This window comes from Bradyrhizobium sp. GW821-FHT12B03, from assembly GCF_058807535.1.
In genome coordinates, this window is sequence record NZ_JBXAQU010000011.1 from 93,668 (window position 1) to 115,096 (window position 21,429).

The 21,429-nt window shown below is 63.9% G+C and carries 23 protein-coding genes and 1 tRNA gene; 11 read left to right on the plus strand and 13 right to left on the minus strand.

Features of this window, described 5'->3' with window-relative positions:
* The first annotated feature begins 46 nt into the window (after positions 1–46).
* The 3 genes from AC1RUR_RS21470 (at position 47) to AC1RUR_RS21480 (ending at position 1,947) form a co-directional block, all read left to right on the plus strand.
* The gene (locus AC1RUR_RS21470) at positions 47–988 is read left to right on the plus strand and encodes an acetamidase/formamidase family protein (RefSeq protein WP_492847567.1); all 942 of its coding nucleotides are present in this window, start codon (positions 47–49) and stop codon (positions 986–988) included.
* A 200-nt stretch (positions 989–1,188) separates the two neighbouring features.
* Positions 1,189–1,386: a hypothetical protein gene (locus AC1RUR_RS21475; RefSeq protein WP_007603456.1), complete on the plus strand. Its 198-nt coding sequence runs from the start codon at positions 1,189–1,191 to the stop codon at positions 1,384–1,386.
* 72 nt (positions 1,387–1,458) lie between these two features.
* A complete protein-coding gene (locus AC1RUR_RS21480; protein WP_492847569.1) occupies positions 1,459–1,947 on the plus strand; it encodes a GcrA family cell cycle regulator in 489 nt (162 codons plus the stop codon).
* A gap of 268 nt (positions 1,948–2,215) precedes the next feature.
* Here AC1RUR_RS21480 and AC1RUR_RS21485 read toward each other — a convergent pair whose 3' ends face one another.
* The gene (locus AC1RUR_RS21485; protein WP_492847571.1) at positions 2,216–3,772 is read right to left on the minus strand and encodes a porin; all 1,557 of its coding nucleotides are present in this window, start codon (positions 3,770–3,772) and stop codon (positions 2,216–2,218) included.
* A 406-nt stretch (positions 3,773–4,178) separates the two neighbouring features.
* Between AC1RUR_RS21485 and AC1RUR_RS21490 the strand changes: the two genes are divergently transcribed.
* Positions 4,179–4,685 carry a MarR family winged helix-turn-helix transcriptional regulator gene (locus AC1RUR_RS21490; protein ID WP_492847573.1) on the plus strand — a complete coding sequence of 169 codons (507 nt, stop codon included), beginning with the start codon at positions 4,179–4,181 and terminating at the stop codon, positions 4,683–4,685.
* Positions 4,686–4,700: 15 nt separating this feature from the next.
* Here AC1RUR_RS21490 and AC1RUR_RS21495 read toward each other — a convergent pair whose 3' ends face one another.
* Positions 4,701–5,816, minus strand: coding sequence for an alpha/beta hydrolase family protein (locus AC1RUR_RS21495; RefSeq protein WP_492847575.1), 1,116 nt, complete (start codon positions 5,814–5,816; stop codon positions 4,701–4,703).
* Positions 5,817–6,114: 298 nt separating this feature from the next.
* On the minus strand, positions 6,115–7,086 hold the full coding sequence (locus AC1RUR_RS21500) for an SDR family NAD(P)-dependent oxidoreductase (RefSeq protein WP_492847869.1): 972 nt from the start codon (positions 7,084–7,086) through the stop codon (positions 6,115–6,117).
* 497 nt (positions 7,087–7,583) lie between these two features.
* On the opposite strand from AC1RUR_RS21500, the gene AC1RUR_RS21505 reads away from it, so the two are divergent.
* Together AC1RUR_RS21505 and AC1RUR_RS21510 are read left to right on the plus strand one after the other, a co-directional pair.
* Positions 7,584–7,751 (plus strand): hypothetical protein, encoded by a 168-nt coding sequence (locus tag AC1RUR_RS21505; RefSeq protein WP_231088410.1) that lies wholly within the window; start codon positions 7,584–7,586, stop codon positions 7,749–7,751.
* Positions 7,752–8,095: 344 nt separating this feature from the next.
* Positions 8,096–8,866 carry an EAL domain-containing protein gene (locus AC1RUR_RS21510; protein ID WP_492847578.1) on the plus strand — a complete coding sequence of 257 codons (771 nt, stop codon included), beginning with the start codon at positions 8,096–8,098 and terminating at the stop codon, positions 8,864–8,866.
* Positions 8,867–8,972: 106 nt separating this feature from the next.
* On the opposite strand, the gene AC1RUR_RS21515 is transcribed toward AC1RUR_RS21510, so the two are convergent.
* On the minus strand, positions 8,973–9,947 hold the full coding sequence (locus AC1RUR_RS21515) for an alpha/beta hydrolase fold domain-containing protein (RefSeq protein ID WP_492847580.1): 975 nt from the start codon (positions 9,945–9,947) through the stop codon (positions 8,973–8,975).
* 120 nt (positions 9,948–10,067) lie between these two features.
* Between AC1RUR_RS21515 and AC1RUR_RS21520 the strand changes: the two genes are divergently transcribed.
* Complete coding sequence (locus AC1RUR_RS21520) at positions 10,068–10,691, plus strand: TetR/AcrR family transcriptional regulator (protein WP_492847582.1); 624 nt, start codon at positions 10,068–10,070, stop codon at positions 10,689–10,691.
* 26 nt (positions 10,692–10,717) lie between these two features.
* On the opposite strand, the gene AC1RUR_RS21525 is transcribed toward AC1RUR_RS21520, so the two are convergent.
* Positions 10,718–11,578 carry an RES family NAD+ phosphorylase gene (locus AC1RUR_RS21525; RefSeq protein ID WP_492847584.1) on the minus strand — a complete coding sequence of 287 codons (861 nt, stop codon included), beginning with the start codon at positions 11,576–11,578 and terminating at the stop codon, positions 10,718–10,720.
* Positions 11,579–11,771: 193 nt separating this feature from the next.
* Positions 11,772–12,524 (minus strand): GntR family transcriptional regulator, encoded by a 753-nt coding sequence (locus tag AC1RUR_RS21530; protein ID WP_492847586.1) that lies wholly within the window; start codon positions 12,522–12,524, stop codon positions 11,772–11,774.
* 124 nt (positions 12,525–12,648) lie between these two features.
* On the opposite strand from AC1RUR_RS21530, the gene AC1RUR_RS21535 reads away from it, so the two are divergent.
* Genes AC1RUR_RS21535 through AC1RUR_RS21545 form a run of 3 tightly spaced genes read left to right on the plus strand, consistent with a single transcriptional unit; the run spans position 12,649 to position 15,667 of the window.
* Positions 12,649–14,037 (plus strand): MFS transporter, encoded by a 1,389-nt coding sequence (locus AC1RUR_RS21535; protein ID WP_492847588.1) that lies wholly within the window; start codon positions 12,649–12,651, stop codon positions 14,035–14,037.
* Positions 14,034–15,143, plus strand: coding sequence for an FAD-dependent oxidoreductase (locus AC1RUR_RS21540; protein WP_492847590.1), 1,110 nt, complete (start codon positions 14,034–14,036; stop codon positions 15,141–15,143). The genes AC1RUR_RS21535 and AC1RUR_RS21540 overlap by 4 nt, the downstream gene beginning before the upstream one ends.
* Positions 15,140–15,667 (plus strand): hypothetical protein, encoded by a 528-nt coding sequence (locus AC1RUR_RS21545; RefSeq protein WP_492847592.1) that lies wholly within the window; start codon positions 15,140–15,142, stop codon positions 15,665–15,667. The genes AC1RUR_RS21540 and AC1RUR_RS21545 overlap by 4 nt, the downstream gene beginning before the upstream one ends.
* A gap of 352 nt (positions 15,668–16,019) precedes the next feature.
* Here AC1RUR_RS21545 and AC1RUR_RS21550 read toward each other — a convergent pair.
* From AC1RUR_RS21550 to AC1RUR_RS21580, 7 genes are all read right to left on the minus strand, one after another.
* A tRNA-Pro gene (locus tag AC1RUR_RS21550) sits at positions 16,020–16,097 on the minus strand.
* 111 nt (positions 16,098–16,208) lie between these two features.
* Positions 16,209–16,787, minus strand: a complete 579-nt coding sequence (locus AC1RUR_RS21555) for a MerR family transcriptional regulator (protein WP_492847594.1) — start codon at positions 16,785–16,787, stop codon at positions 16,209–16,211.
* A gap of 24 nt (positions 16,788–16,811) precedes the next feature.
* Complete coding sequence (locus AC1RUR_RS21560) at positions 16,812–17,153, minus strand: integration host factor subunit alpha (protein WP_492847596.1); 342 nt, start codon at positions 17,151–17,153, stop codon at positions 16,812–16,814.
* Positions 17,154–17,287: 134 nt separating this feature from the next.
* A complete protein-coding gene (locus AC1RUR_RS21565; RefSeq protein WP_492847598.1) occupies positions 17,288–18,268 on the minus strand; it encodes a beta-ketoacyl-ACP synthase III in 981 nt (326 codons plus the stop codon).
* On the minus strand, positions 18,265–19,326 hold the full coding sequence (plsX, locus tag AC1RUR_RS21570; protein WP_492847600.1) for a phosphate acyltransferase PlsX: 1,062 nt from the start codon (positions 19,324–19,326) through the stop codon (positions 18,265–18,267). Before plsX ends, AC1RUR_RS21565 begins: the two co-directional genes overlap by 4 nt.
* A 297-nt stretch (positions 19,327–19,623) precedes the next feature.
* A complete protein-coding gene (locus AC1RUR_RS21575; protein ID WP_492847601.1) occupies positions 19,624–20,193 on the minus strand; it encodes a YceD family protein in 570 nt (189 codons plus the stop codon).
* Positions 20,190–20,741, minus strand: a complete 552-nt coding sequence (locus AC1RUR_RS21580; protein ID WP_492847603.1) for a ubiquinol-cytochrome C chaperone family protein — start codon at positions 20,739–20,741, stop codon at positions 20,190–20,192. The genes AC1RUR_RS21575 and AC1RUR_RS21580 overlap by 4 nt, the downstream gene beginning before the upstream one ends.
* Before the next feature lie 98 nt (positions 20,742–20,839).
* On the opposite strand from AC1RUR_RS21580, the gene AC1RUR_RS21585 reads away from it, so the two are divergent.
* Complete coding sequence (locus AC1RUR_RS21585; protein WP_492847605.1) at positions 20,840–21,325, plus strand: outer membrane protein assembly factor BamE; 486 nt, start codon at positions 20,840–20,842, stop codon at positions 21,323–21,325.
* Positions 21,326–21,429 lie beyond the last annotated feature (104 nt).

Consider the following 21,429-nt stretch of genomic DNA (forward strand, 5'->3'; position numbering starts at 1 on the left):
GTCAAGCCCGGCCATGGCAAGTTGCGAGGCAAACCGGATGAGCCGCATGACCCATCACCACCTGCATTCCAGCCCCGCAACCTGCCATTGGGGCTTCTTCGAAGCCGCGCTCAAGCCGGTCCTCACCATCGCGAGCGGCGACGAGGTGACGGTCGACACCATCAGCGGCGGCCCGGACATGCTGCCCGACCGCGACACATTTCACATTCCGCCGGAGATGTTCGAGGTTCATGCCAAAAACGAGCGCATGCTGCCCGGTCACATCCTCACCGGCCCGATCGCGGTCGCGGGGGCCGAACCCGGCGACGTGCTCGCGGTCGAGATCCTCGACGTCCAGCTCCGGCAGGATTGGGGCTGGAACATGATCAAGCCGCTCGCCGGCACCCTGCCAGACGATTTCCACGAGACGCGCATCCTCAACATCCCGCTGGACCGGACGCGGATGGTCGGCCGCATGCCCTGGGGCCTCGACCTGCCGCTCAAACCGTTCTTCGGCGTGATGGGCGTGTCGCCGCCGCCGAGCTGGGGCCGCATCTCCTCGCTGGTCCCGCGCGCCATGGGCGGCAATCTCGACAACAAGGAGCTCGGTGCGGGGGCAACATTGTATCTGCCGGTGTTCGTCCCCGGCGCGCTGTTCTCCTGCGGCGACGGCCATGGCGTGCAGGGCGACGGCGAGGTCTGCGTCACCGCGATCGAGACCGCGCTCCAGGGCCGCTTCCGCCTGACGCTGCGCAAGGACCTCCGGTTCGACTATCCCCGCGCCGAGACGGCGACGCACTACATGACCATGGCGATGGATCCGGACCTCGATCAGTGCGCGGTACGCGCGCTGCGCGACATGATCGTGCTGCTCGGCGAGAAGCGAAACCTGTCGCGCGAGGACGCCTACACGCTGTGCAGCCTGGCCGCCGATCTCAGGGTGACGCAGACCGTCAACGGCTCCAAGGGCATCCATTGCATGATCGAAAAGGCGATCGTGCACGGCTGAGCCGGCCCGCACCTCCTGCCCCGCTGACGCCACGCCGCTGCACGGACTCCCGCGCGGCGCGCTGCGTCGCGCTTAATTTCTCAAGCGATTCCAACGAGCTGAAATACCGCTTCAGTCCGGATTTGACTTCCGGCCCCGAACCTAAATAGAGTCTTAATCGTTACTTTTATGTACCTGAGTATGAGGTTAGCGTTCGGACCATGGCCACCGAAAAAGCCGAGACTGACCGCATCCCCGTAACCCTGGCGCTCTCGACCATCACCTATCTGGAGAAACTGGTGAGACAGGGCACCCACGGCACCAGCGTTCCCGGCGTCGCACGTACCCTGATCGAGGAAGGCATCCGTCTCGCCATCAAGGACGGGCTTTTGTCGATCCGCGACAATGGCAGGACGTGAGCGCGCGCCGGACGTGAGGCGGACGGATCTCGGTCAGCGGATGGCCGACATCTGCAACCTGGGACCGTTACAATGCCTGTTCTCTCACCGACTTCTTCACAGACTTGGACTGACGAACGAATTGAACTTCTGAAGCAACATTTCGAGGCCGGCCTCTCCTGCCGCGAGATCGCCGCCGACATCGGTGTCAGCCGCAACGCAGTGATCGGCAAGCTGTCCCGGCTCAATCTGACGCGCAGCCGCGCGGTCGAGGACCGCAGGCTCGAGCGGAGCCTTGCGCCGCCGCGCGCGCCGAGGGCGGTGCCGCGGCTGCAATACGAGATGCTCGCCACCATCTACGGCGAGACCGACGCGCCAATGGTCGCAGGCCCGATCGACGATGCCAATCGCTGCTCGCTGCTGGAGCTTTCCGAGAACCGCTGCCGCTGGCCGATCTCGACGCCGGGCGCCGAGGATTTCTGCTTCTGCGGCAATACCGCGCCCGACGGCCAGTCCTATTGCGCCGGCCACAGCCGCCTCGCCTACCGGCCGAACTCGCGCGCCCGCGCAATGCGCGGCTGAAGGCGGCATTCGCCGAAACGAAAAACCTCCGGCAGGGCACTACCGGAGGTTTCTGGAGGCTTAGCATCAAGCTAAGAGCCGCGACTTTCGTAATCGGCTGAGGGACATATAGCTGATCAGATCAGGTAAGTAAATAAGCTTGAGGGCGGTCGAGTCGCATGGCTTGCCTTCGCCCCCTGCACGGCCGGACCGGATTTTCCGAAAAAGCCTTGCAAGAAAGCCCCGGCGGTTTCCCGCCGGGGCTTCGTCACGTCCGAAGACCTCGCGCTTACCAGTTGCGCTGGGCGCGCAGCAGCAGGCTGTAGGTGTCCTGGTCCTTCAGCTCATAGGTTGCCGCAGGCTTGGCAACACTGGTGAGCGCCGGGGTCGTGATCACGCCGGAGTACTTCTGGTCGAGATGGCTGTAGGTGAAGTCGGCCGAGAAGGTCAGGTTCTTCACCGGCGTCCAGCGGGTGATGACGCCCACCTGGCCGATGTTGAAGTCCGGGTTGCAGGAGCCGGTCAGGGTGGCGAACGCGGCGCTGCCGCAGATCAGGCTCTTCGCCGTGCCGCTATAGTTGACCGCGGCCCACGCGCCGTAGAGCGCCGTGTTCCAGTACGGGCTCCAGTTGTGGGTGTAGGCACCACGGAAGCCGTAGGTCTTGGTCAGCTCGAGGTTGCCGCCCGGACCGAACACCGCGTCAGAGACGCCGGCAAAGCCGATGCTCTGATACGCGCCGCTGGAGCTGCCGAACATCGAGTAGCTGGTCGCAGCCAGCTCCTGGAAGTTGTAGCGGCTCGCGCCCTCGGTGTAGACGCCCGAGAGGTTGATCACGTCGCCGGCACCGGTCGGGATGTTCTTGATCTGCAGAGCGAGCTGAACCGCCCAGCCCCACTTGTCTTCGGGGTGACCGGTGGTCTCGGTCGCGCCGTAATAGCCGACGTGGTTGTCGTGCGCGGCAACCGACGCCTGGAACAAGCCCCAGGCCTGGTCGACGCGAACCGCGCCGACGATGTCGGGAGCGCGGCTGCCGCCGAGATCGTTCGAGCCGTAAGCACCGCCGAGAACGCCCGTCGTGCTCATGCCGGCAGTGTTCCAGATGTTGGTCTGGAAGACCTGCGTCTGGTCCTGCACCGAGAAGATCGCCGTCACGCCCTGGCCGAAATCGGCCGTGTAGGTGAACTGGGTGACACCGTTGGTGGTGCCGCTGCCGCCGACGAGCTGGTCGAAATTGTTGCCGGGATAGTTGATCCAGGGCGCGTCGAACTGCGACACCGCCTTACCCATGGTGAAGCCGGCGAACTGGATGAACGCGTAGTAGACGCCGAGCGAGCCGCCCGAGACGTTGCCGTCGGTGCCGTTGACGTTGCCGCCGCCGGAACCGGTGAGGCCGGTGCCGGCCGCGTTGAGGCCGATCGTGCCGCTGTACTGGGTACCGCCCGTCGCGCTGCCGGTGCCGCCGTAGTTGCCGGTCGTCCAGGTGAAGACCGCATCGAAATAGGTGCGGACGACGCCGTATTCCGTCGCCGTGCGCGTGTCGATGTTGAGATCTTCACGAGCGCGCATCGAGTAGTAGTTGGTCAGGCGGTTGTTCGCCGCAAACACGCCGTTGTACTGGGCGCTGTAGTTGCCGCCGGCATTGAGCGCGACTTCGGCACGCAGGTAGCCGCCCAGCTTGATGCAGGTGTCGCTGCCCGGGATGTAGTAGAAGCCCGCGCCGTACAGCGTGCAGATCTTGACGTACTCGACCGCCTTGGCCTTGACCGGAAGATCGGCCGCCTGGGCTCCACCGACGGCGATCAGACCCGCCGCAGTGCCGAGCAAAAGGCTCTTCACCACTTTCATATAAAACCTCCAAGTTGCTCATTTTTCGGAGACCGGACCGTGAGGCCCCCCAGATCCCCGTCTCTTCAAATCCGCTCGGCCGCTTTGCGCTTTCGGACACACCCGCCTTCGACGCGAGGGACGTGAGCGAACCACCTGCAACGGGACGATCGAGTACCCCCCACCGTCACGGGTCAATATGCCTGCGTCATTACGCTAATCAAAATAGTTTATTTGGTAAGCTTTGTGGTTTCACTAAACCTGTGCCCCGGACGCAACACCCGGGCCGCGCGAAATGCTGACCTGCTCAGCTTTGTAATTTTAGTGACAAAATTAGCATGCTCTGCACTTGCGTCAGGGCAGGCTTGCGTGGACTATGGCCTTCCACGAACACCGGCCTGACGAATCAGTTCACGGGAGTGACGCTGTGTCCGCGACGAGGAAAGAGGGAGCGCGCCTGCGCCCCATCGGCAATCTGGATCTCATCAGGCGCTTCACCTGGGAGATATCGTCGATCAACATGTACCTGGAGGAGCTGCGTCAGTTCTGGGCGAGGACGCTCGGCATCAGCGGCCCGCAATGGCTGATCCTGATGGCGATCTCCGACCTCGACAAGGACGACGGCGTGCCGGTCAACGTGGTCTCCAAGCTGCTCCACGTCGATCCCTCGTTCGTCACCACCCAGTCCAAGCTCCTCGAGAAGAAGGGCCTGCTCCGCCGGCGGCCCTCGCCGACCGACGCCCGGGTCGTACGGCTGTCGCTGGTCGACAAGACCCAGAAGCACATTGCGAGCCTCAACGACCAGTACAAGACGATTCGCGAATTCGTCTTCCAGGAGTTCGACGAGAACGAGCTGACCGAATTCACCACCAAATTGGCGACCCTGAAGACGCGGCTCGAAAAGGCCTGCGTCAGGATATCGCTCGACTTCTGAGACGCGAGGCCGCGTTCAGCTCCGCCGACCGGCAGCGCCCAACCGCGATTCCAGCCAGTCGAAGATGTATTCGTTGGCGAGACTCGGATTGTCCGCATGGGCCTGCGCCGCGCCGGTCTCCGCCGCGGTGAACACCTTCAGCATGATATCGGAGCTGCCGAAGCGGGATTTCTGCACGATCTGACGCGCCCGGTCGGCCTTGAGCCAGCCGTCCTCGCCGAGCGTGATCAGCACCGGACAGTCGGCGCTGGAGGCCATCAGCGGCGCATGCGGCACCGGGACGATGCTGAGGTCGCTCATCGCGAAGCGGCTGGCGAAGAAGGATCGTTCGTGCAGATCCCACAGGCCGCCGTCGCAGACCGCGGCGGCGAGCCGCGGCTCCTGCAACACCGCGCGCGCCACGAAGGATGAGCCCCACCCGTCAGCCACGATGGCGACGCGATCGAAATCGACGTCGCCGCGCGTTTCCAGATAGTCCATGACGCTTGCAATCGAGCTCTCGAGATCGCGGCGCTGCAAGAGCGTATCGGCATAGTCGTCGCGCTCGTCGCCGAGCAGGTCCAGCGCGAGCATCGACAATCCGCGCTCGCGCGCATGCGGCGCGAGCTTGAACAGGAATTCTTCCTTGCGATGTCCGGGCTCGCCGATGCAGATCACGGTCGGCGCCCGCCCGCCCGCGGACTGCGCGGGCAGGAAATAGCCCTGCAAGGCGTGATCGTGGACCCAGGGAATCGTCACGACCTCGCCGGCCGGCGCGCGCGCCGTGAGGTAGCGGCGGGCGCATTCCTGCATCGCCAGCACCGCGACCCAGCGGCGCTCGTCGGCCTGATCGAGCGGCATCGCCGCGGCGCCGTAGTAGTTCATGGCCCGCAGCCAGTTGCGTTGCGCGGTCGCCATGTGGCCCTCCGCGAACGCAGCCTCGGCACGCTGCCGGCTGACTTGCGCGAGCTTCTTCCACGCGCGATGCCAGGATTGTTCGTCGCTGCGCTTGAGCTGCCGCGCGATCATCAGGCATTCCGCGATCGTGGCTCCGCCCTCCTGGGCTGCGGTGAGGAGCCGCGTGAATTCAGCGGAGATGTCCTCTCTTTCCGGGCAAAGGATCCAGTCGTCGGAAAGGCATGCGGGTATCATCGGAGCTACGCTCTGTCATCGCGTTACCTCTGATTCAGTAAACCATTTTGGTTCGCCTACCAAGCTGCGGCGTGCCGAATGCGCCCCGTTTGCCATCACCATCGCTTGAACGATGCTTGAATGACGGACGATGCCGCATGCGTGACATTCCAATTCGTCATACGCAACGACATTGGCAAGAGGTGGCACGTCAAATGACCCCGCGCGCCTCTTGCCATGATGATCATCATGCCTATATCGGCGCGCGTTTGTTGACAGTCTCAGCCAACCGGATTCAGCCGGACAGACTTGGCCAGACTTAGCCGAGCCGCCAGCCGACCTCCTGCGTAAAACTTTCGTAGAAGTCGCGGTCGTAGGCCTGCTCCGGCGTGGCGCGGACACGCTCGTCGAGGCGCCTCGCGTCCTCGCCCACGAGAATGCGCCAGCGTTCGGCCTTGACCCCGTCGAGGATGATCTTGGCGGCTTGCGCAGCCGTGGTCGGCGCGTCCTCGAGGAAGCTGCGGGCCCGCTCGGCGAACGCGGCCTGGACGTCCTCGTCCGACATCTTGTCGGCATCCGGCACGCCGGCGGCGACCATGCGCTTGCGGGTCAGCGCGACCTCGTCGGCGTTGAGCCGTTCCGATCCGTCCATGCTCTGCACCTTGCGCGAATTGGAGACGATCGAGGTGCCGATATGGCCGGGCATCACCACCGAGCATTTGACGTGCGGCGCGTGCAGGCGCAGGTCGTTGATCAGCGCTTCGGTAAATCCTTTCACCGCGAACTTGGCCGAGCTGTAGGCCGTGTGCGCCTGGCCCATGCCGATCGAGGCCCAGAAGCCGTTGACGCTCGCGGTGTTGACGATGTGGGCCTCGTCCGCCGCCACCAGCATCGGCAGGAAGGTGCGCACGCCGAGATAGACCCCGCCCCAGCAGATGTTGAAGGTGCGCTCCCACTGCTCGCGGGTGTTGGTGAACAGGCTGCCGCCGCCGCCGATGCCGGCATTGTTGAACAGCAAATGGATCCGGTCGGTCTTCTGCTGTTCGGCGAGCTCGTCGCGGAAGCGCTTGAGATGATCCTCGATCGCGACGTCGGCGACATGCGTCGTGACGCGCAGGCCCTGCGGCAGCTTCTCGACCTCGCAGAGCCGTTTGGTCTCGGCCATCGCGGCCTCCGAGACGTCGCACATCGCGACATTGCAGCCCTCGGCGACGAGCTGCCGTGCGAGCTCGCGCCCCATCCCCGTGCCGCCGCCGGTGATGACTGCGATCTTTCCAGCAAAATCCTTCATGGGACTTCGGTCCCTCCCCTTGTCGGTCTGTTTCTTCGTCACCGCGCCGCTGACGCGGGCGCGCGCAAAATGTAGCAGCGCCGCATCCGCAGGTAAAAGCGGATCGGCGCTGCCATTGAACATCGATTATTTCGGCCGGCGGACTATCCGGCCGCCTCGATGCGCGCCCCGTTCACGGCGCCGAGCGCCTCCGGGATCGCGGCCTGCGGGCCCTCGCGGGCGGCGACGCCCTGTGTCGGTCATTCCTGCGGGTTCCCCGTATTCGCCCGGCTTCGGGTTAGGGGCAATTTTTTTACAATCCGAATCGCCAAATGGAGGCGGACGCTGGGTCGAGTCGGCCAGGCCAGCGTGTTGTTTGTGTCACAGGCTCTGGCACTCCGCTTGCATCCTCTTCGTGGTCAGAAACTACCGATGAGGTGACAGGAATGTTCGTGACCGTCGTAGCCGTGCTCTGCCGGCTTAGCGCAGCTAGCTCAGGCAGTTGCGTCGAGGAAATCGTGACCGACAGCAACATGACGCCCGAAATGTCGATGATGCAGTGTGCAATCGGCGCACAGGCACCCCTCGCAAAATGGATGGGCGAGCATCCGATCTATCACGCCAACTGGCGCCTCGAGCGCTACAAATGCGTGCCGGGCCACTACGAGATCAAGGGCCACGCCTAAGGCCCCGCAGAACTACGGATAGCGAGGAAACGCCCCGGGGGCCGCCTTGTCCCTCCGCATGGGCTCAAGCAGCGCCAGACCCATTGCGTCAGCGCTTTGTGACAATCGTCACGCTCTCCAATTGAGCAATCTCACGCAAAATAATCGCACCCGCGTTGCGCGTCCCTCCGCCGATCAACAAGGCTGTGCGCAAGCCCGTGACCGTTGCGATCGATGCCTCACCCCGAAGCTGCACCGCGTCCTCGCTGAGCCGGTCTCGCGCCGTTGGTTGGAACGCCGCGACCGGATCGCACCGATCCTTAATCCCTCGCCCCTATCGTGAATTCTCCACGAAGGAGAGATCGATGGCGGGGGTCTGCAAAGGATGCGGCGGCGGCGAGGGACTGCCGTTCGAATTCAAGATGGCGTTTCAACCGATCGTCGCGGTGAACGAACAGCGCGTCTGGGGCTATGAAGCATTGGTGCGCGGGCCCAATGGCGAAAGTGCACAGAGCGTCCTGAGCCAACTGACCGAAGACCAGCTTTACCGCTTCGACCAGGCTGCAAGAGTCATGGCGATCGAGACCGCCGGAAAGCTGTTTGACGATCCGCATGCTCGACTGTCCATCAACTTCATGCCCAACGCAGTCTACGAGCCGCAGGCGTGCATCCAACAATCCCTGGCGGCGGCGCGCCGTTCGAACTTCCCGCCCGCGAACCTCATGTTCGAGTTCACCGAAAACGAACGCATGAGCGATCCTGCGCATGTCGAGCACATCGTGCGGACCTACAAGACGCTCGGTTTTCTGACCGCGCTCGATGACTTCGGGGCCGGCTATGCCGGGCTCAGTTTGCTGGCGAGGCTCCAGCCGGACCTCATCAAGATCGACATGGAGCTCTTGCGCAACATCCACCTCAGCCGCCCGAAGCAGGTCATCGTCGCCGGCATCGCGTCGATGGCCCGCGAACTCGATATCAAGCTCCTCGCCGAGGGCGTCGAAAGCGAAGCCGAACTGACGGTGCTCCGGGCTGCGGGGATCGACCTCTTCCAGGGATACTATTTTTCCAAGCCGGGGTTCATGAGCTTGCCGGATGTGCACGCATTCTCCGCAACGGCAGCGGCCCTCGTCGGCTGACGGTCGCCGCGTCGATGACGAGCCGCCTTCACCCGCCCGAACATTGCAGTCGCCAGCCCCGCCAAGGCTGCGTCAATCACAGCTTTCTTCCTCAAGCTGTTGCCCCCTAAGCGATCGCGCGCATGATGAGCGCACGCGCCTGCCGCCCCTCCGGCGTCGGCATCAGCGCATAATTGTGCGGCTGGTCGCGCAGCAGATGCAGCTCGACCGGCACGCCGACCGCCCTCGCCCGCTCTGCAAGACCGACGCTATCGGGGTACAGCAGATCGCGCGTGCCCGAGAAGATCGTCATCGGCGCCAGCGAACGGAAGGTGCCGTTGAGCGGGCTGACGAAGGGATGGCCGACATCGAGCTCGCCGGCATAAAGCCGTCCCGCCTCGACGATCCCCGGAATGTCCTGGACCGGATCGCGCACCGCGATCGCAGCCTGCTCCGGACGGCTGACCGATGCATCGGCCGCGGGCGAGATCAGCATCAGGCGGTCTGGCTGCCGATGCCCGCGATCGCGCAGCCACTGGCAGGCGGCGAGCGCAAGGCTAGCTCCGGCGGAATTGCCGACCACCGTGACCTTTGCCGAACCCGCATCCTCGAGCAGCATGCGCAACAGCTCGGCCGTCTTCGGGACGACCTCCTCGGCGGTGGCGCGCGGCGCAAGCGGATAGACCGGCACGACACAGCACACGCGCGCCTGCCGCGTCATCTGGCCGACGAAGCGCCAATGCGCCGGCACGATCTCGTTGATGAAGCCGCCGCCATGCAGGAACATGACGTAGTTGCAGCCTTCATGTCCCGACGACGGCGCGGTGTAATAGACCGGCCAGCCGCCCATCTTCGTCAGCGTCGCCTCGACGCCGCGGCCAAGGCCCGTCGGCTCGAACGAGGCCGGCTCCAGCGCGAGCTTCTGCACATGCGCCTGCACCGCCTCGGCTGAGGCCAACTGCTCCTTGTACGGAAGCAGCCGCAGTAACATGTTGAAGGCGCGGCTTTGCAGGCTTGGTGCGGGATCGCGTCGGGATCGCGTACTGAACGCGCAACCGCCCGGACAGAACTGCAAGGCCGACACAAGTCTTGCGACGCTCATGGCCACATCCCCATCTGGCGCTTTCGACACGGCGACAAGAGGCTTGCCCACCCGCCGCCGCTTGCGGATATAATGCGAGCATTCACTCGCTTTTTCTACTCGCATTCAGATCACAAGGCCGTGGCCCGCAAACCGCCCACAAGACCCCGGAAAAATGCCTCGCAGCAGCGCTCCCGCGTCACCGTCGACGCGCTGGTCGAGGCAACCGCTCGCATTCTGGTCAAGGAAGGTTTTGAGAAAGCCAGCACCAACCGCATCGCCGAACTCGCCGGCGTCAGCGTCGGCTCGCTCTACCAGTATTTTCCGGGCAAGGAGGCCCTCGTCGCCGCCGTGATCGACCGCCACAACGAGGCGATCATGAATGTCGTCCGCGCCGCATTCGCGGAGGTCGCAGACCTGCCGATCGAGAAAGCCGTGCGCCGCCTCGTCACGGTCGCGATCGAGGCCCATCACATCGACCCGAACCTGCATCGCGTCCTCGCCGAGCAGATCCCCCGCTCCGGCCACCTCGCCGAGGTCGAAGCCTACAGCCACGAAATCCGCGCCCTCGTGCGCGCCTATCTCGAACGCCACCGCAAGGAGATGCGCAAGCTCGACCCCGCGCTCGCCGCATTCATGTGCGTGAGCACGATCGAAGCCATCGCGCACAACACGGTGCTGAACGGCGCCGAGATGCTGTCGGAGAAGATGGTGAAGGTGTTGGTGGACGAGACGACGCGGATGGTGGTGGGGTATTTGAGGTAGGAGGGGCGCTTTACTCGAACGCGTTCTCAAGATTGAGATCTAGATCGGGTTTGATTTTTACCGCTTAGTCCTCTTGATTTTCCGTTTTCCACTCTTCTGGATCGAAACCAGCGGTTTCCTATTTCCTTGAAGGAAACTTCGAACCCCGTAACCTTATAGGGTGCGCAATTGATCACATTCGCATCGTCGGGATTGAACACCACGATGTTAAACCCCTTCTCGCCAAACTGGCTCTTGTACAAGATGGCTTCATAGCCTGCATCTCTGAACACCTCCGCCAAAATTTGGGTCGGGATATAATCGCCTGCATCGTCTGACTTAGTTACCGGCTCTGAGAACGCATTATCAATATCGATCCAAACCGCTCGATTGCGTTGCTCCGGAGTCAACGGCTTCGCTTCAAGGAGCTGATCAAACGTCAGGACGCCTATCGAAGATTGGCCATGACCACGAGATAGGTCGAGCGCGCGCAACTTCCGCTTCAGCACAAACTGAGCCACGGATATTTCGGCGCCTACCCAAGGCCGAACCTCCGAAATAACCGTCTGCTCGGTTGTCCCAAGATAAAGAACTGGAACGCCGACTGCGTTGGCCCGACCTTCTGAGGCTTTGCTCCGACGCGGCTTCATGCGCTCGCGCCCGTAGCCGACGGGCTCTTCCGGGTAGTTCTTGCTTCGGGAGACATAATCGATGCCACGCTGCGCCCTAAACAGGACCATGCCTTTTGGCAGAGTGATATCTCGCTCCTTGACAGTCGCGAGCACGGCCGCGATGAAAACCTTGATATGATCGTCCCAAATGTATCGGCGCTGATGCCTCACTCGCTCTGCGAAATCTCTATAGCTATTCCACCCAGCAAATTCCGGCGCATCGGCGTCATCGATCATTTTTGGCAGTCCCGGGTACTGTTACGGTGCCAGCACACTTATTGGTCGAGGCTGAGCCTTGCGACACAATCCAAGAAAGGCGCTTTAATTTAGGTGCACACTGTCATCGCAATCTAGTGAAACGACAAGGATGATGGTGGGGTATTTGCGATAGACGTCCTGGCTGAAAGGTCGCCATCCGGCAGCCACATCATCATTGCCTCAACATCGCAATCGGATGATCGAGCGCGATATCTAGCGAACTGCTCACCCCTCGCGTCATCACATCCTGTATCCGCTGCCGCCCAAGGTCAGCATGCGTGCGCCCCAAGGCATCTGCCTTGTCCGCGTCCCTGTCCCTGATCGCCGCGACCATCGCGATGTGCTCCGTCAAAATCGTATTCATGTGCTTCTGATACGCAGCCTTCGAAGCAAAATGCTCCACATTGTAGGCGAGATAGGCGATGCGCAGCGCGAGCGTGAGCAAGTGGAGGTAGTTGCGCTCGATCAGCTTGTTGCCGCAGGCGGCGGCGATCAGCGCGTGAAAGCGCCAATTGCTGTCGTTCATCTCCTCCGTGCGGCCCGCGGCTTCATGCTGTTCGAAGGCGACCCGTTCGGCATCGATCTCGGCGAGCTGCGCATCGGTCCGGCGTAGCGCCGCCCATCTGGTGACGAGCCGCTGGGTGATATCGAGCGCCTCGAACATCTCGCGAAGGTCATCCCAGTTGAGGCTCGCGACGCTGGCGCCGCGGTTCGGCAGCAGCACCACCAGCGATTCCGAGGCCAGCCTGACGAGCGCTTCGTGCACGGGCGTGCGCGACAGCCCCAGCCGTGCAGCGAGGACCGCCTCATCGAGCGGCGTCCCCGGTCGCAAGGTGAGCGAAACGATCTCGCGCCGGAGCGACGCGTAGGCGAACTCGACGCCCTTCCCTTTACCCGGCGGCGGAGGTGGTCTGCTGGCCATCATGAAATATCTTGCCTTGCTTTATACACCGTGCATAAACTGTGCATGCACGGCTATCCTATCATAGGTGCCGCGCCAAGCGAGGGCGACTGCCGGGCCGTTTTCGCGCAAGCAAAGGATCTCGTCCATGAGCATCACTGCCCAAGGGCTCGTTGCCCGAATCGACCGGCTACCTCCCTCCCGCTTTCACATTCAAGTCCTTATCATTGCTGGGCTTTCGCTGTTCTTCGATACGCTGGACACGGCCGTCACCGGCTTTGCCTTCGCAGCTTTTCGCACCGAATGGAACCTCGGCCCGCTCGCGCTCGGCGTCACGTCGGCGATTGGACTGAGCGGCTATCTGATCGGCTCCCTTCTGGTCGGCTTCGTCGCCGACAGGTTCGGGCGCAAGGCCGTCATGACCTGGAGCCTCGGCCTCTACTCGCTGTTCTCGGCCTCCCGCGCGCTTTCTCCCGGCATCGAAATCTTCTGCCTGCTGAACTTCTTCACATGGATCTTCGTCGGCATGGAGAGCTGCGTGGTGCCGCCTTATCTGGCGGAGCTGTGGCCCTCGCGGCTCCGCGGCCGCTTCAACGGCTGGATGATGGCGTTCTTCGCGATCGGTATCGCCCTGTCCCCGGTTTGGGCGCTCCTGCTGATCCCGACAGTCGGCTGGCGCTGGACGCTCGCGCTCACCTTCCCGTTCGCGCTGCTGATCGGCCTGATGCGGACCTTCCTCCCCGAAAGCCCGCGATGGCTGGTGAGCCAGGGCCGCACCGAGGAAGCTGAAAAGATCGTCGCGTCGATCGAAGCGCAGGTGGCGCGGTCGAACGGCGGGACGCTTCCGCCCGTCGTTCCGATCCCGATGCCCGTCACCCGGCCGGTCAGCCGGCGCGAGATCGTCGCCCCCGCGATCCTGCCTGTCACCATCATGCTGTGGATGGTCTGGTTCACCGAGTACGGCGTTCTCTACACTTTCCAATCCGTGCTTCCGACGTTGCTCGCGATGGACGGTTTCTCCATCGTGCGATCGACCGAGTTCACCGTCGTGATCTTTTCCGGCTTTATCCCCGGCTATATCGGTGCGGGCTACTTCCTCGATCTGGTCGGCCGGAAATACTGGCTGATGATCTGCTTCGCAGGGATCGGGGTTTCCAGCACGCTGTTCGGCCTTGCGAATACGCCCACGACGATCATGGCCTGTGCCTGGTTCACCGCCTTCTTCCTCGGCAACGGCTCGACCTGCATCTACACCTACACGCCCGAGCTCTACCCGACCGAGATCCGAACGACGGCGATGGGCATGGCCTCGGCCTGGGGCCGCGTCGGCGGCATCCTCCTGTTGCTGGCGTTCGGCATCTTCGCCGTGCTGCACGGCCGGCTCGCGCTCTTCCTGGTGAGCGACGGCCTCTTGATCGCGAGCATCATCGTGGTGGCGCTGGTCGGCCCCAACACGAAGGGCAAGACGCTCGAGGCAACGTCGGCGGCGCGCGACGTCGCAGCGTCGCCGAAGGGCATCGAGGCACCGGCCGAATGACCCGTACAGCAGTGATTGCCGGGGCCGGCTATGCCGGCCTCGCCGCGGCGGCCGTGCTGGCGCGCGCCGGATGGCGCGTGACCGTCTACGAGGCCGATCCCGAGCCAAGAAGCGTCGGCGCCGGCCTTTATGTCCACGGTTTCGTCCATGATGCCCTTCGCAAGACCGGTGCCTACGACGATTTCATGCGTGGAGCATTCAAACCTGCCGCGCATTGCGTCTATATCGACGGCGCACGTCAATCGAATGCATCCACCGACGGAAACATCGTCACCACGACCCGGGCGGCTCTTCATGTCGCGCTGATCGATGCGGCGAGACGCGCCGGCGTCAGCATCATCGGCGGATCGCGCGCCGTTGCGGCGAATCCGCGTGGCGCGTTGATCCTCGCGGACGGCACCCGGCTCGCCGCCGATCTGGTCATCGCCGCCGACGGCGTGAGATCGACCATCACCCAAACCTTGGACATTCCAATCACGCGCGTCGCGCACCAGGACGGCATCACGCGGATCCTTCTCGATCGCGACGGACTGCGCGACAACACATGGAACAGCATTCACGACTTCTATGATTACCGCGGACGTCCGTTGCGGGTGCTCTACACGCCGTGCGGTCCGGACGCCTTCTATTTCTGCCTGATGGCGCCGATCACCGATGTCGAGGCGACGTCCGTTCCGATTGCCGGCGCGCTTTGGACCGCAAGATTTCCAGATCTCGCACCGACATTGCGGCGGGTTGGCAACGCAGGCCGCCACGACCGCTACGCAACAACGACGCTTTCGACCTGGTCGAGAGGACGCGCGGCGATCGTCGGCGATGCCGCCCATGCGATGCCCTCGAGCCTGGGGCAAGGTGCCGGCGTCAGCATCGTCAACGCCGTCGCGCTCGCGCAGGCCGTTGCGCACTCTGACGATATCGATGCCGCGCTTGGCGACTGGGAAGCAGCGATGCGCCCGATGGTCGAGGGCTGGCAGCGCCGGGTCGAGGACGTCGCAAGCCAGCGCAGCCTCAGCCGCACCGTTCGCCCGAGCGAGCAGCGGCTCGTCGAGCTCTCCTCCGAGGATTCGGATCGCAAACACACAAGACGAGAAGGGACCAACGCATGACGCTCGTTCCAAGCGCATCCTGGTACACGGACATCATCGCGGCCGTGGACCAGCAGCAGGCCGGCATCAGGGATCATCTCGGTCGCCCCTGGGCGCAGCATTTCGAGCGCGTCGCGCTCCGCCTGATCTTCCGCAAGCCGGATGCGACGCGCGCCCACATCGAATCCGCCCTCCTGCACGATGCGATGATGGAGCGTGGCGGCGGCCGCGAGATGCTCAATTCCCTCGGCATCAGCCAGGAAGCTTGCGAGATCATCGACATCACGACCCCGCCGCCGAACGCGGACTATTATCGCCGCTTCCAGGAGGTCGGCCCCGCCGAATGCGGGATCTATCTCGACTATGTCCGCAAACTCTGCGCCTCCGGCAACCGCGCCGCGATCCAGATGAAGCTCGCCGACATCACCGACACCATCGAAGCCTGCCGCACCGGCTTGACGCCACTGCTGATCGACCAGTTCGTCAACCGCTACGAGCCGAGCCGGAAGCTGCTGGAGCAGGCACTGGGGTCGGAGCTGGGCTGACGGGGAGCCTCGCCGCTCGTGGCCGGGTGCCGCAAGGAGATGCGCAAGACCTTCGGGACTGGCAGCCTTCAAGGGCGTTAGCGCGGTCGAGGCAGTGGCGTCCTGACCCACGCTGCATGATGACACCATACCCCTGTTTTGCCCGACGGGTCAAGTCGATTTCGGAAAAACATTACTCAACATCAAAAAGCATTATCCAGCAACGGCATCGCTACTGTGCATGGGGTTGTTTTCGGCATTTTGGTCTGCCGGCCACCACAGCAGCCACCCGCCACGACCGTCGCACATGCGTCAGCGCCGGCACGGGCTCTATCCCGACCGTCCAACCACCCGACAGATGCTTTGAGAAAAATGGTCGGAGCGAGAGGATTTGAACCTCCGACCCCTAGTCTCCCAGACTAGTGCGCTAACCGGGCTGCGCCACGCTCCGAACGTCGTTCCATTAGCTAGGATCGGCGCGATGCGCAAGGCAAGGCCGCAGCATTTTGGCGTCTCTGCTCGAGAGCCCCGGAACTGGCCGCAAAGCCGGCGGAAGGGGCCGCTAGGCGTCCTTCAGAGCCTGGTCGAGCATCTCCCTGATGGCAACGAGGTCGGCGAGCGCCCGGCCGAGGCGCTCCCGGTCCAGCGCGCTGGGGCCGGCGGGCGCGGCGGCGGTGCCGCCCTTGCGGAAGGTGGTGAGGATGTCCTCGTCGTCGGTCTCGGAGAAGCGGAAGTCGATGCCTTCCTCCTCCTCGCCCTGGTAGTCGTCATCGTCGGTGTCGCGGGTGCCGCGGACGCCGGTCTCCTCCTCGGGCTCCATCAGGCTCGCGCCGATGGCGTCCTCGATCGCCCCGAACGAGACCGCGGCTGCGCCGTCGGCGAGGCCCTGCACCGATTTGACGCCGTGCTCCTTGAGGATCCGCTGCACGCCGCGGATGGTGTAGCCCTCCCCGTAGAGCAGGCGGCGGATGCCCTTGAGCAGGTCGACGTCGTCGGGGCGGTAATAGCGGCGGCCGCCGCTGCGCTTCATCGGCTTGATCTGGGAGAATCGGGTCTCCCAGAACCGCAGCACGTGCTGCGGAATGTCGAGTTCCTGCGCTACTTCGCTGATGGTTCGGAACGCATCCGGCGCCTTGTCCAAAGGACAGTCCTTTTCGAAAGGCGGTTATGCCTCGGGTTGCGCCTTGCTGGCATCGCCATTGGCGCGGTGCTGGCCGTTGATCCGCTGCTTCAGGATCGCCGACGGCTTGAACACCATGACCCGGCGCGGCGAGATCGGCACCTCGGTGCCGGTCTTCGGATTGCGTCCGATGCGCTGGCCCTTCTTGCGGACCATGAAGGAGCCGAACGAGGACAGCTTCACCGTCTCGCCCTTCTCAAGGCAGTCGGTGATCTCCTTCAGCACGAGTTCCACGAACGCGGACGATTCCGTGCGCGACAGCCCCACCTTCTGGTAGACGGCTTCGCACAGATCGACACGCGTTACGGTTTTACTTGTATCGGTCATCGCCCTGCCCCACATCACGGCGAACAATTGTTGTCTGAAATTATGAGGTTACGATACAGCGGTCAACAGCGCTCATCAATGCAGACGCATCGATAATGGCGGCTGATTCCGGCAAAATTTTATCGACTGTGGCCTTACCAGCGCACGAGCGCGGAGCCCCAGGTGAAGCCGCCGCCCATCGCCTCCAGCAGAACCAGGTCGCCGCGCTTGATGCGGCCGTCCTTGCGCGCCACCGCCAGCGCCAGCGGAATCGAAGCCGCCGAGGTGTTGCCGTGACGGTCCACCGTCAGCACCACCTTCTCCGGCGCGATATGCAGCTTGTGCGCGGAAGCGTCGATGATTCGCTTGTTGGCCTGGTGCGGCACGAACCAGTTGATGCTGTCGGCATTGAGCCCGGTCGCCTCGAAGGCATCGACGATCACGTCGGTGATCATGCCGACCGCATGCTTGAAGACCTCGCGGCCCTCCATGCGCAGATGGCCGACGGTCTGGGTCGAGGACGGTCCGCCGTCGACGAACAGCTTTGCCTTGTGGCGGCCGTCGGAGCGCAGATGCGTGGTGACGATGCCGCGGTCGGTCGCAGCCTTGCCCGGCTGCTCCTGCGCCTCCAGCACGACCGCCCCGGCGCCGTCGCCGAACAGCACGCAGGTACCGCGATCGTTCCAGTCGAGGATGCGCGAGAAGGTCTCCGCGCCGATCACCAGCGCGCGCTTGTAGGCGCCGGTGCGCAGGAAATTGTCGGCGGTGGCGAGCGCGAACACGAAGCCCGAGCACACCGCTTGCAGGTCGAAGGCCGCGCCGTGATTGATGCCGAGCCCGTGCTGCACGGCGACAGCCGTCGCGGGGAAGGTGTTGTCGGGCGTCGAGGTCGCCAGCACGATCAGCTCGATCGACTGCGCGTCCACGCCGGCATCGGTGAGCGCGGCCCGCGCCGCCTTGATCGCCAAATGCGAGGTGAACTCGCCCTCGGCCGCAATGTGCCGCTCGCGAATGCCGGTGCGCTGGACGATCCACTCGTCGGACGTGTCGATGCGCGCCGCCAATTGGGCGTTGGTCACCACCTGCTCCGGCAAGTAAGAGCCGCAGCCCAGCACGACCGAACGAATCTTGGTCACGAAACAGCCTCCTGCGCGGTCTGCACGGAATTGAGTGCACCACCCTCGCGGTTGAGTATCTGATTGATCTTGTTCAGGAGATCGTAGTGAGCCATCTCATAGCCAACATCGATCGCATAGGCAAAGCCTTCGGCGCTGGTTCCGCCGTGGCTTTTAACCACCAGTCCGTTGAGTCCCAGGAACACGCCGCCATTGGACTTGTTCGGGTCCATCTTGTCCCGCAGGGCCTGGAAGGCGCTGCGCGCGAAGAGATAGCCGAGCTTGGACAGCCAGCTCCGTTGCATCTCGTTACGGAGTAATTCCGCCATCTGCCGCGCGGTTCCCTCGGCAGCCTTGAGCGCGATGTTGCCGCTGAAACCTTCGGCGACGATGACGTCGGCCAGCCCCTTGCCGATGCCGTCGCCCTCGACGAAGCCGATATAGTCGAGCTCCGGCAGGTTCCGCGCACGCAGGATCTCGCTGGCTTCGCGGATCTCCTCGTGCCCCTTGATCTCCTCGGCCCCGATATTGAGCAGGCCGACCGTGGGGCGCGGCTTGTTGAACAAGACGCTCGCCATCGCCGCGCCCATGACGGCCAGCGACACCAGATGATGCGCATCGCCGCCGATGGTGGCGCCGAGGTCGAGCACGACGGATTCGCCGCGCTTGGTCGGCCAGATCCCCGTGATCGCCGGGCGGTCGATCCCGTTCAGCGTGCGAAGGTGGAAGCGCGACATTGCCATCAGCGCGCCGGTGTTGCCAGCGGAGACCGCGACATCCGCCTCGCCCTTCTTCACCGCATCGATGGCGAGCCACATCGAGGAGGTCTTGCGGCCGCGCCGCAGCGCCTGGCTCGGCTTGTCCTCGCCGCTGACGGCAATTTCGGTATGGATGATCTTCGAAGCGGCCTTGAGCTGGGGATGCCGATCGAGCTCGGGCTCGATCTTCGCGCGGTCGCCGACCAGCAGGAACTCGGTCTGGCGATGCCTCTGAAGCGAGATGGCGGCGCCTGGAATGACCACGGCGGCGCCAGCGTCGCCCCCCATGGCGTCAAGCGCGATGCGAACCTTGCTTGGCATAAAAGTCCTGGAAACCTGGTCTGGTGCGGTCTTGAACGAGCGGGGCCGCAAATGGATCCGCCATGGACATGGCGACCGGTCAGGCGCCACGCCGCGCCCCGACCGGGGCGCGACAATAGCGTTTTGTTATCCCGAAACAACCTCTTGCCCCCAGCCTTTTGCACTCGGAGCGATCCGGCGGCGGGCGCGGAAATTCACAAGAAATATATCGAAATCAAGTAGATAAATCAGGTTTTCAAACCAGGCCCGCAAACACCTCACGCCCGGTAGCAAAGCGGTCTGACGGGGATTCGGGAGCTACTGGCCTTTCTTCTTGTCCTGAAGCGCCTTCAACGCCGCGAAAGGGTGATCCTCGGGGTCGGGGGCGACGACCTCCGCCTCGAACACAGCCCCCGGCTTTCGCGGATAGGGGTCGATCGCCAGGAACAGGGCGTCGGTGGCGAGCCGGCCGAGGTCGATGATACCGCCAGTGATCGGCTCCGGTGCGTCGACCACCTCTGGCGGCTCCTCACCGTCCTCGCCCTCCTCGATCAGGTCGGACAGGCGACGCGCCTCGGCCTCGGGGGCGAACATCAGGTCCACCTCCTCCTCGATCTCGTTCTCGATCGGATCGAGCGTGACCACGCAGGTCTGGCCGATCCGGGCACGGACGTACCCCGTGACCTGGACCCGGCCGCCGCTCTTCGGCTCGACGTCGAAACTGGCGCTGGCGGACAGGATTTCCCGGACGCCCGCGACATCGGCCATGGCCTGCCGCTCGGCGGCCGACGCCTCGAGCTCACGGTGCACGCCGGTGTCGGGAATCTGCGCCACGATGACGGGCGCTCGCCAGGGGTCGGGCCCGGATCCAGTGTTCGGTCGGCTCATGATGTGACATCCTCGGGAATCGCCGGGGGAAAATTGAAGGACGCGCGCAGCAGCGCGGCCTCGCCAGTCCGGCCCAGATCCGCCTCCGTGGCCCGCGCGTAGGCCGCGAGCCGCAGCGCCTGATCCATGCCGGACCCATTCAGGATATTCTTGCAGATCGCCGCCGCCAGCGCTTCACCGCCGCTTTCGATCGCCTGGTCATAGGCCTGGACCCGGCCATAAAAAGCCTCGCCAAACGCCCGCATCCGCTTCGGCACGGTCTGGTCGCCCACCCCCATCTCGCGCAGATTGTCGTCCATGTCCTCGCAGAATCGGTCGAACAGCGCCTGCGACAGCTCGGTGGCACCCTGGACCGTGCGCAGGCGGCGCAGCAGCAGCCAGAGATGCAGCAGCAACAGGTCGAAACGGCCGTTAACCGTATCGGGCACGCCCAAGTCGCGGTAAAATATGGGTTCTCGCGCCTGCGTCACGATCATGCCATAGATGGCTTCAATGGTGCCCGGCGGGGCTAGCCGGGGTTTCCTGAAGTGATTGAACGGCCAAAGCATTGTGGTTTCCGCAAGCGGGCGCGCGCGTGTTGCATTCAGAGCCTCCGCCCGGTACTTCAGCGCCTCGCGCGACGCAAGGGGACGGAATCAGTTCCGCTATGACGATAACGAACCAGACCAGCCCGCGCGCAGACAGGCGGCGCGGCCTTCATGCACGCTGGCGCGGCCTGCGCATGGCCGCCGCTGCGGCCTTGGTCGGCGTGGCGCTCGCGGGCTGCACCGGCGAGCAGTTCCAGAAGGGCTACATCCTGCCGCCCGGTGCGCTCGAGCAGATTCCGATCGGCGCAAGCCAGGACCAGGTGCTGATCGTGATGGGCACGCCCTCCACGGTCGCGACCCTCGACGGCGAGGTCTTCTACTACATCTCGCAGCGCTCCGAGCGCAAAGTCGCGTTCATGAATCAGCAGGTGGTCGATCAGCGCGTGATCGCGATCTACTTCGACAAGAACCGGCGCGTGCGCCGGCTGGCGAATTACGGCCTCCAGGACGGCAAGATCTTCGATTTCATCAGCCGCACCACGCCGACGTCGGGCCAGGAGATGAGCTACCTCACGCCGCTGTTCAAGCTGCTCAGCTTCAACTGAGCCTGCACAGCGTTTTCGAGCGAAGTGGACACCCGGTTCGCGTCAAGAAAACGCGTCAAAACAAGAATCTGGAGCCCCGTTCCGATTCATCGGAACGGAAATGG

Bases quoted from the DNA above. Each gene is read 5' to 3' on its own strand.
- plsX (WP_492847600.1), bottom strand. From the start codon at position 19,326: ATGCCAAGCAAGGTTCGCATCGCGCTTGACGCCATGGGGGGCGACGCT.
- AC1RUR_RS21510 (WP_492847578.1), top strand. From the start codon at position 8,096: ATGGCGGGGGTCTGCAAAGGATGCGGCGGCGGCGAGGGACTGCCGTTC.
- AC1RUR_RS21485 (WP_492847571.1), bottom strand. From the start codon at position 3,772: ATGAAAGTGGTGAAGAGCCTTTTGCTCGGCACTGCGGCGGGTCTGATC.
- AC1RUR_RS21540 (WP_492847590.1), top strand. From the start codon at position 14,034: ATGACCCGTACAGCAGTGATTGCCGGGGCCGGCTATGCCGGCCTCGCC.
- AC1RUR_RS21470 (WP_492847567.1), top strand. From the start codon at position 47: ATGACCCATCACCACCTGCATTCCAGCCCCGCAACCTGCCATTGGGGC.
- AC1RUR_RS21575 (WP_492847601.1), bottom strand. From the start codon at position 20,193: ATGAGCCGACCGAACACTGGATCCGGGCCCGACCCCTGGCGAGCGCCC.
- AC1RUR_RS21495 (WP_492847575.1), bottom strand. From the start codon at position 5,816: ATGATACCCGCATGCCTTTCCGACGACTGGATCCTTTGCCCGGAAAGA.
- AC1RUR_RS21535 (WP_492847588.1), top strand. From the start codon at position 12,649: ATGAGCATCACTGCCCAAGGGCTCGTTGCCCGAATCGACCGGCTACCT.
- AC1RUR_RS21530 (WP_492847586.1), bottom strand. From the start codon at position 12,524: ATGATGGCCAGCAGACCACCTCCGCCGCCGGGTAAAGGGAAGGGCGTC.
- AC1RUR_RS21515 (WP_492847580.1), bottom strand. From the start codon at position 9,947: ATGAGCGTCGCAAGACTTGTGTCGGCCTTGCAGTTCTGTCCGGGCGGT.
- AC1RUR_RS21525 (WP_492847584.1), bottom strand. From the start codon at position 11,578: ATGATCGATGACGCCGATGCGCCGGAATTTGCTGGGTGGAATAGCTAT.
- AC1RUR_RS21560 (WP_492847596.1), bottom strand. From the start codon at position 17,153: ATGACCGATACAAGTAAAACCGTAACGCGTGTCGATCTGTGCGAAGCC.
- AC1RUR_RS21500 (WP_492847869.1), bottom strand. From the start codon at position 7,086: ATGAAGGATTTTGCTGGAAAGATCGCAGTCATCACCGGCGGCGGCACG.
- AC1RUR_RS21580 (WP_492847603.1), bottom strand. From the start codon at position 20,741: ATGCTTTGGCCGTTCAATCACTTCAGGAAACCCCGGCTAGCCCCGCCG.
- AC1RUR_RS21475 (WP_007603456.1), top strand. From the start codon at position 1,189: ATGGCCACCGAAAAAGCCGAGACTGACCGCATCCCCGTAACCCTGGCG.
- AC1RUR_RS21480 (WP_492847569.1), top strand. From the start codon at position 1,459: ATGCCTGTTCTCTCACCGACTTCTTCACAGACTTGGACTGACGAACGA.
- AC1RUR_RS21585 (WP_492847605.1), top strand. From the start codon at position 20,840: ATGACGATAACGAACCAGACCAGCCCGCGCGCAGACAGGCGGCGCGGC.
- AC1RUR_RS21545 (WP_492847592.1), top strand. From the start codon at position 15,140: ATGACGCTCGTTCCAAGCGCATCCTGGTACACGGACATCATCGCGGCC.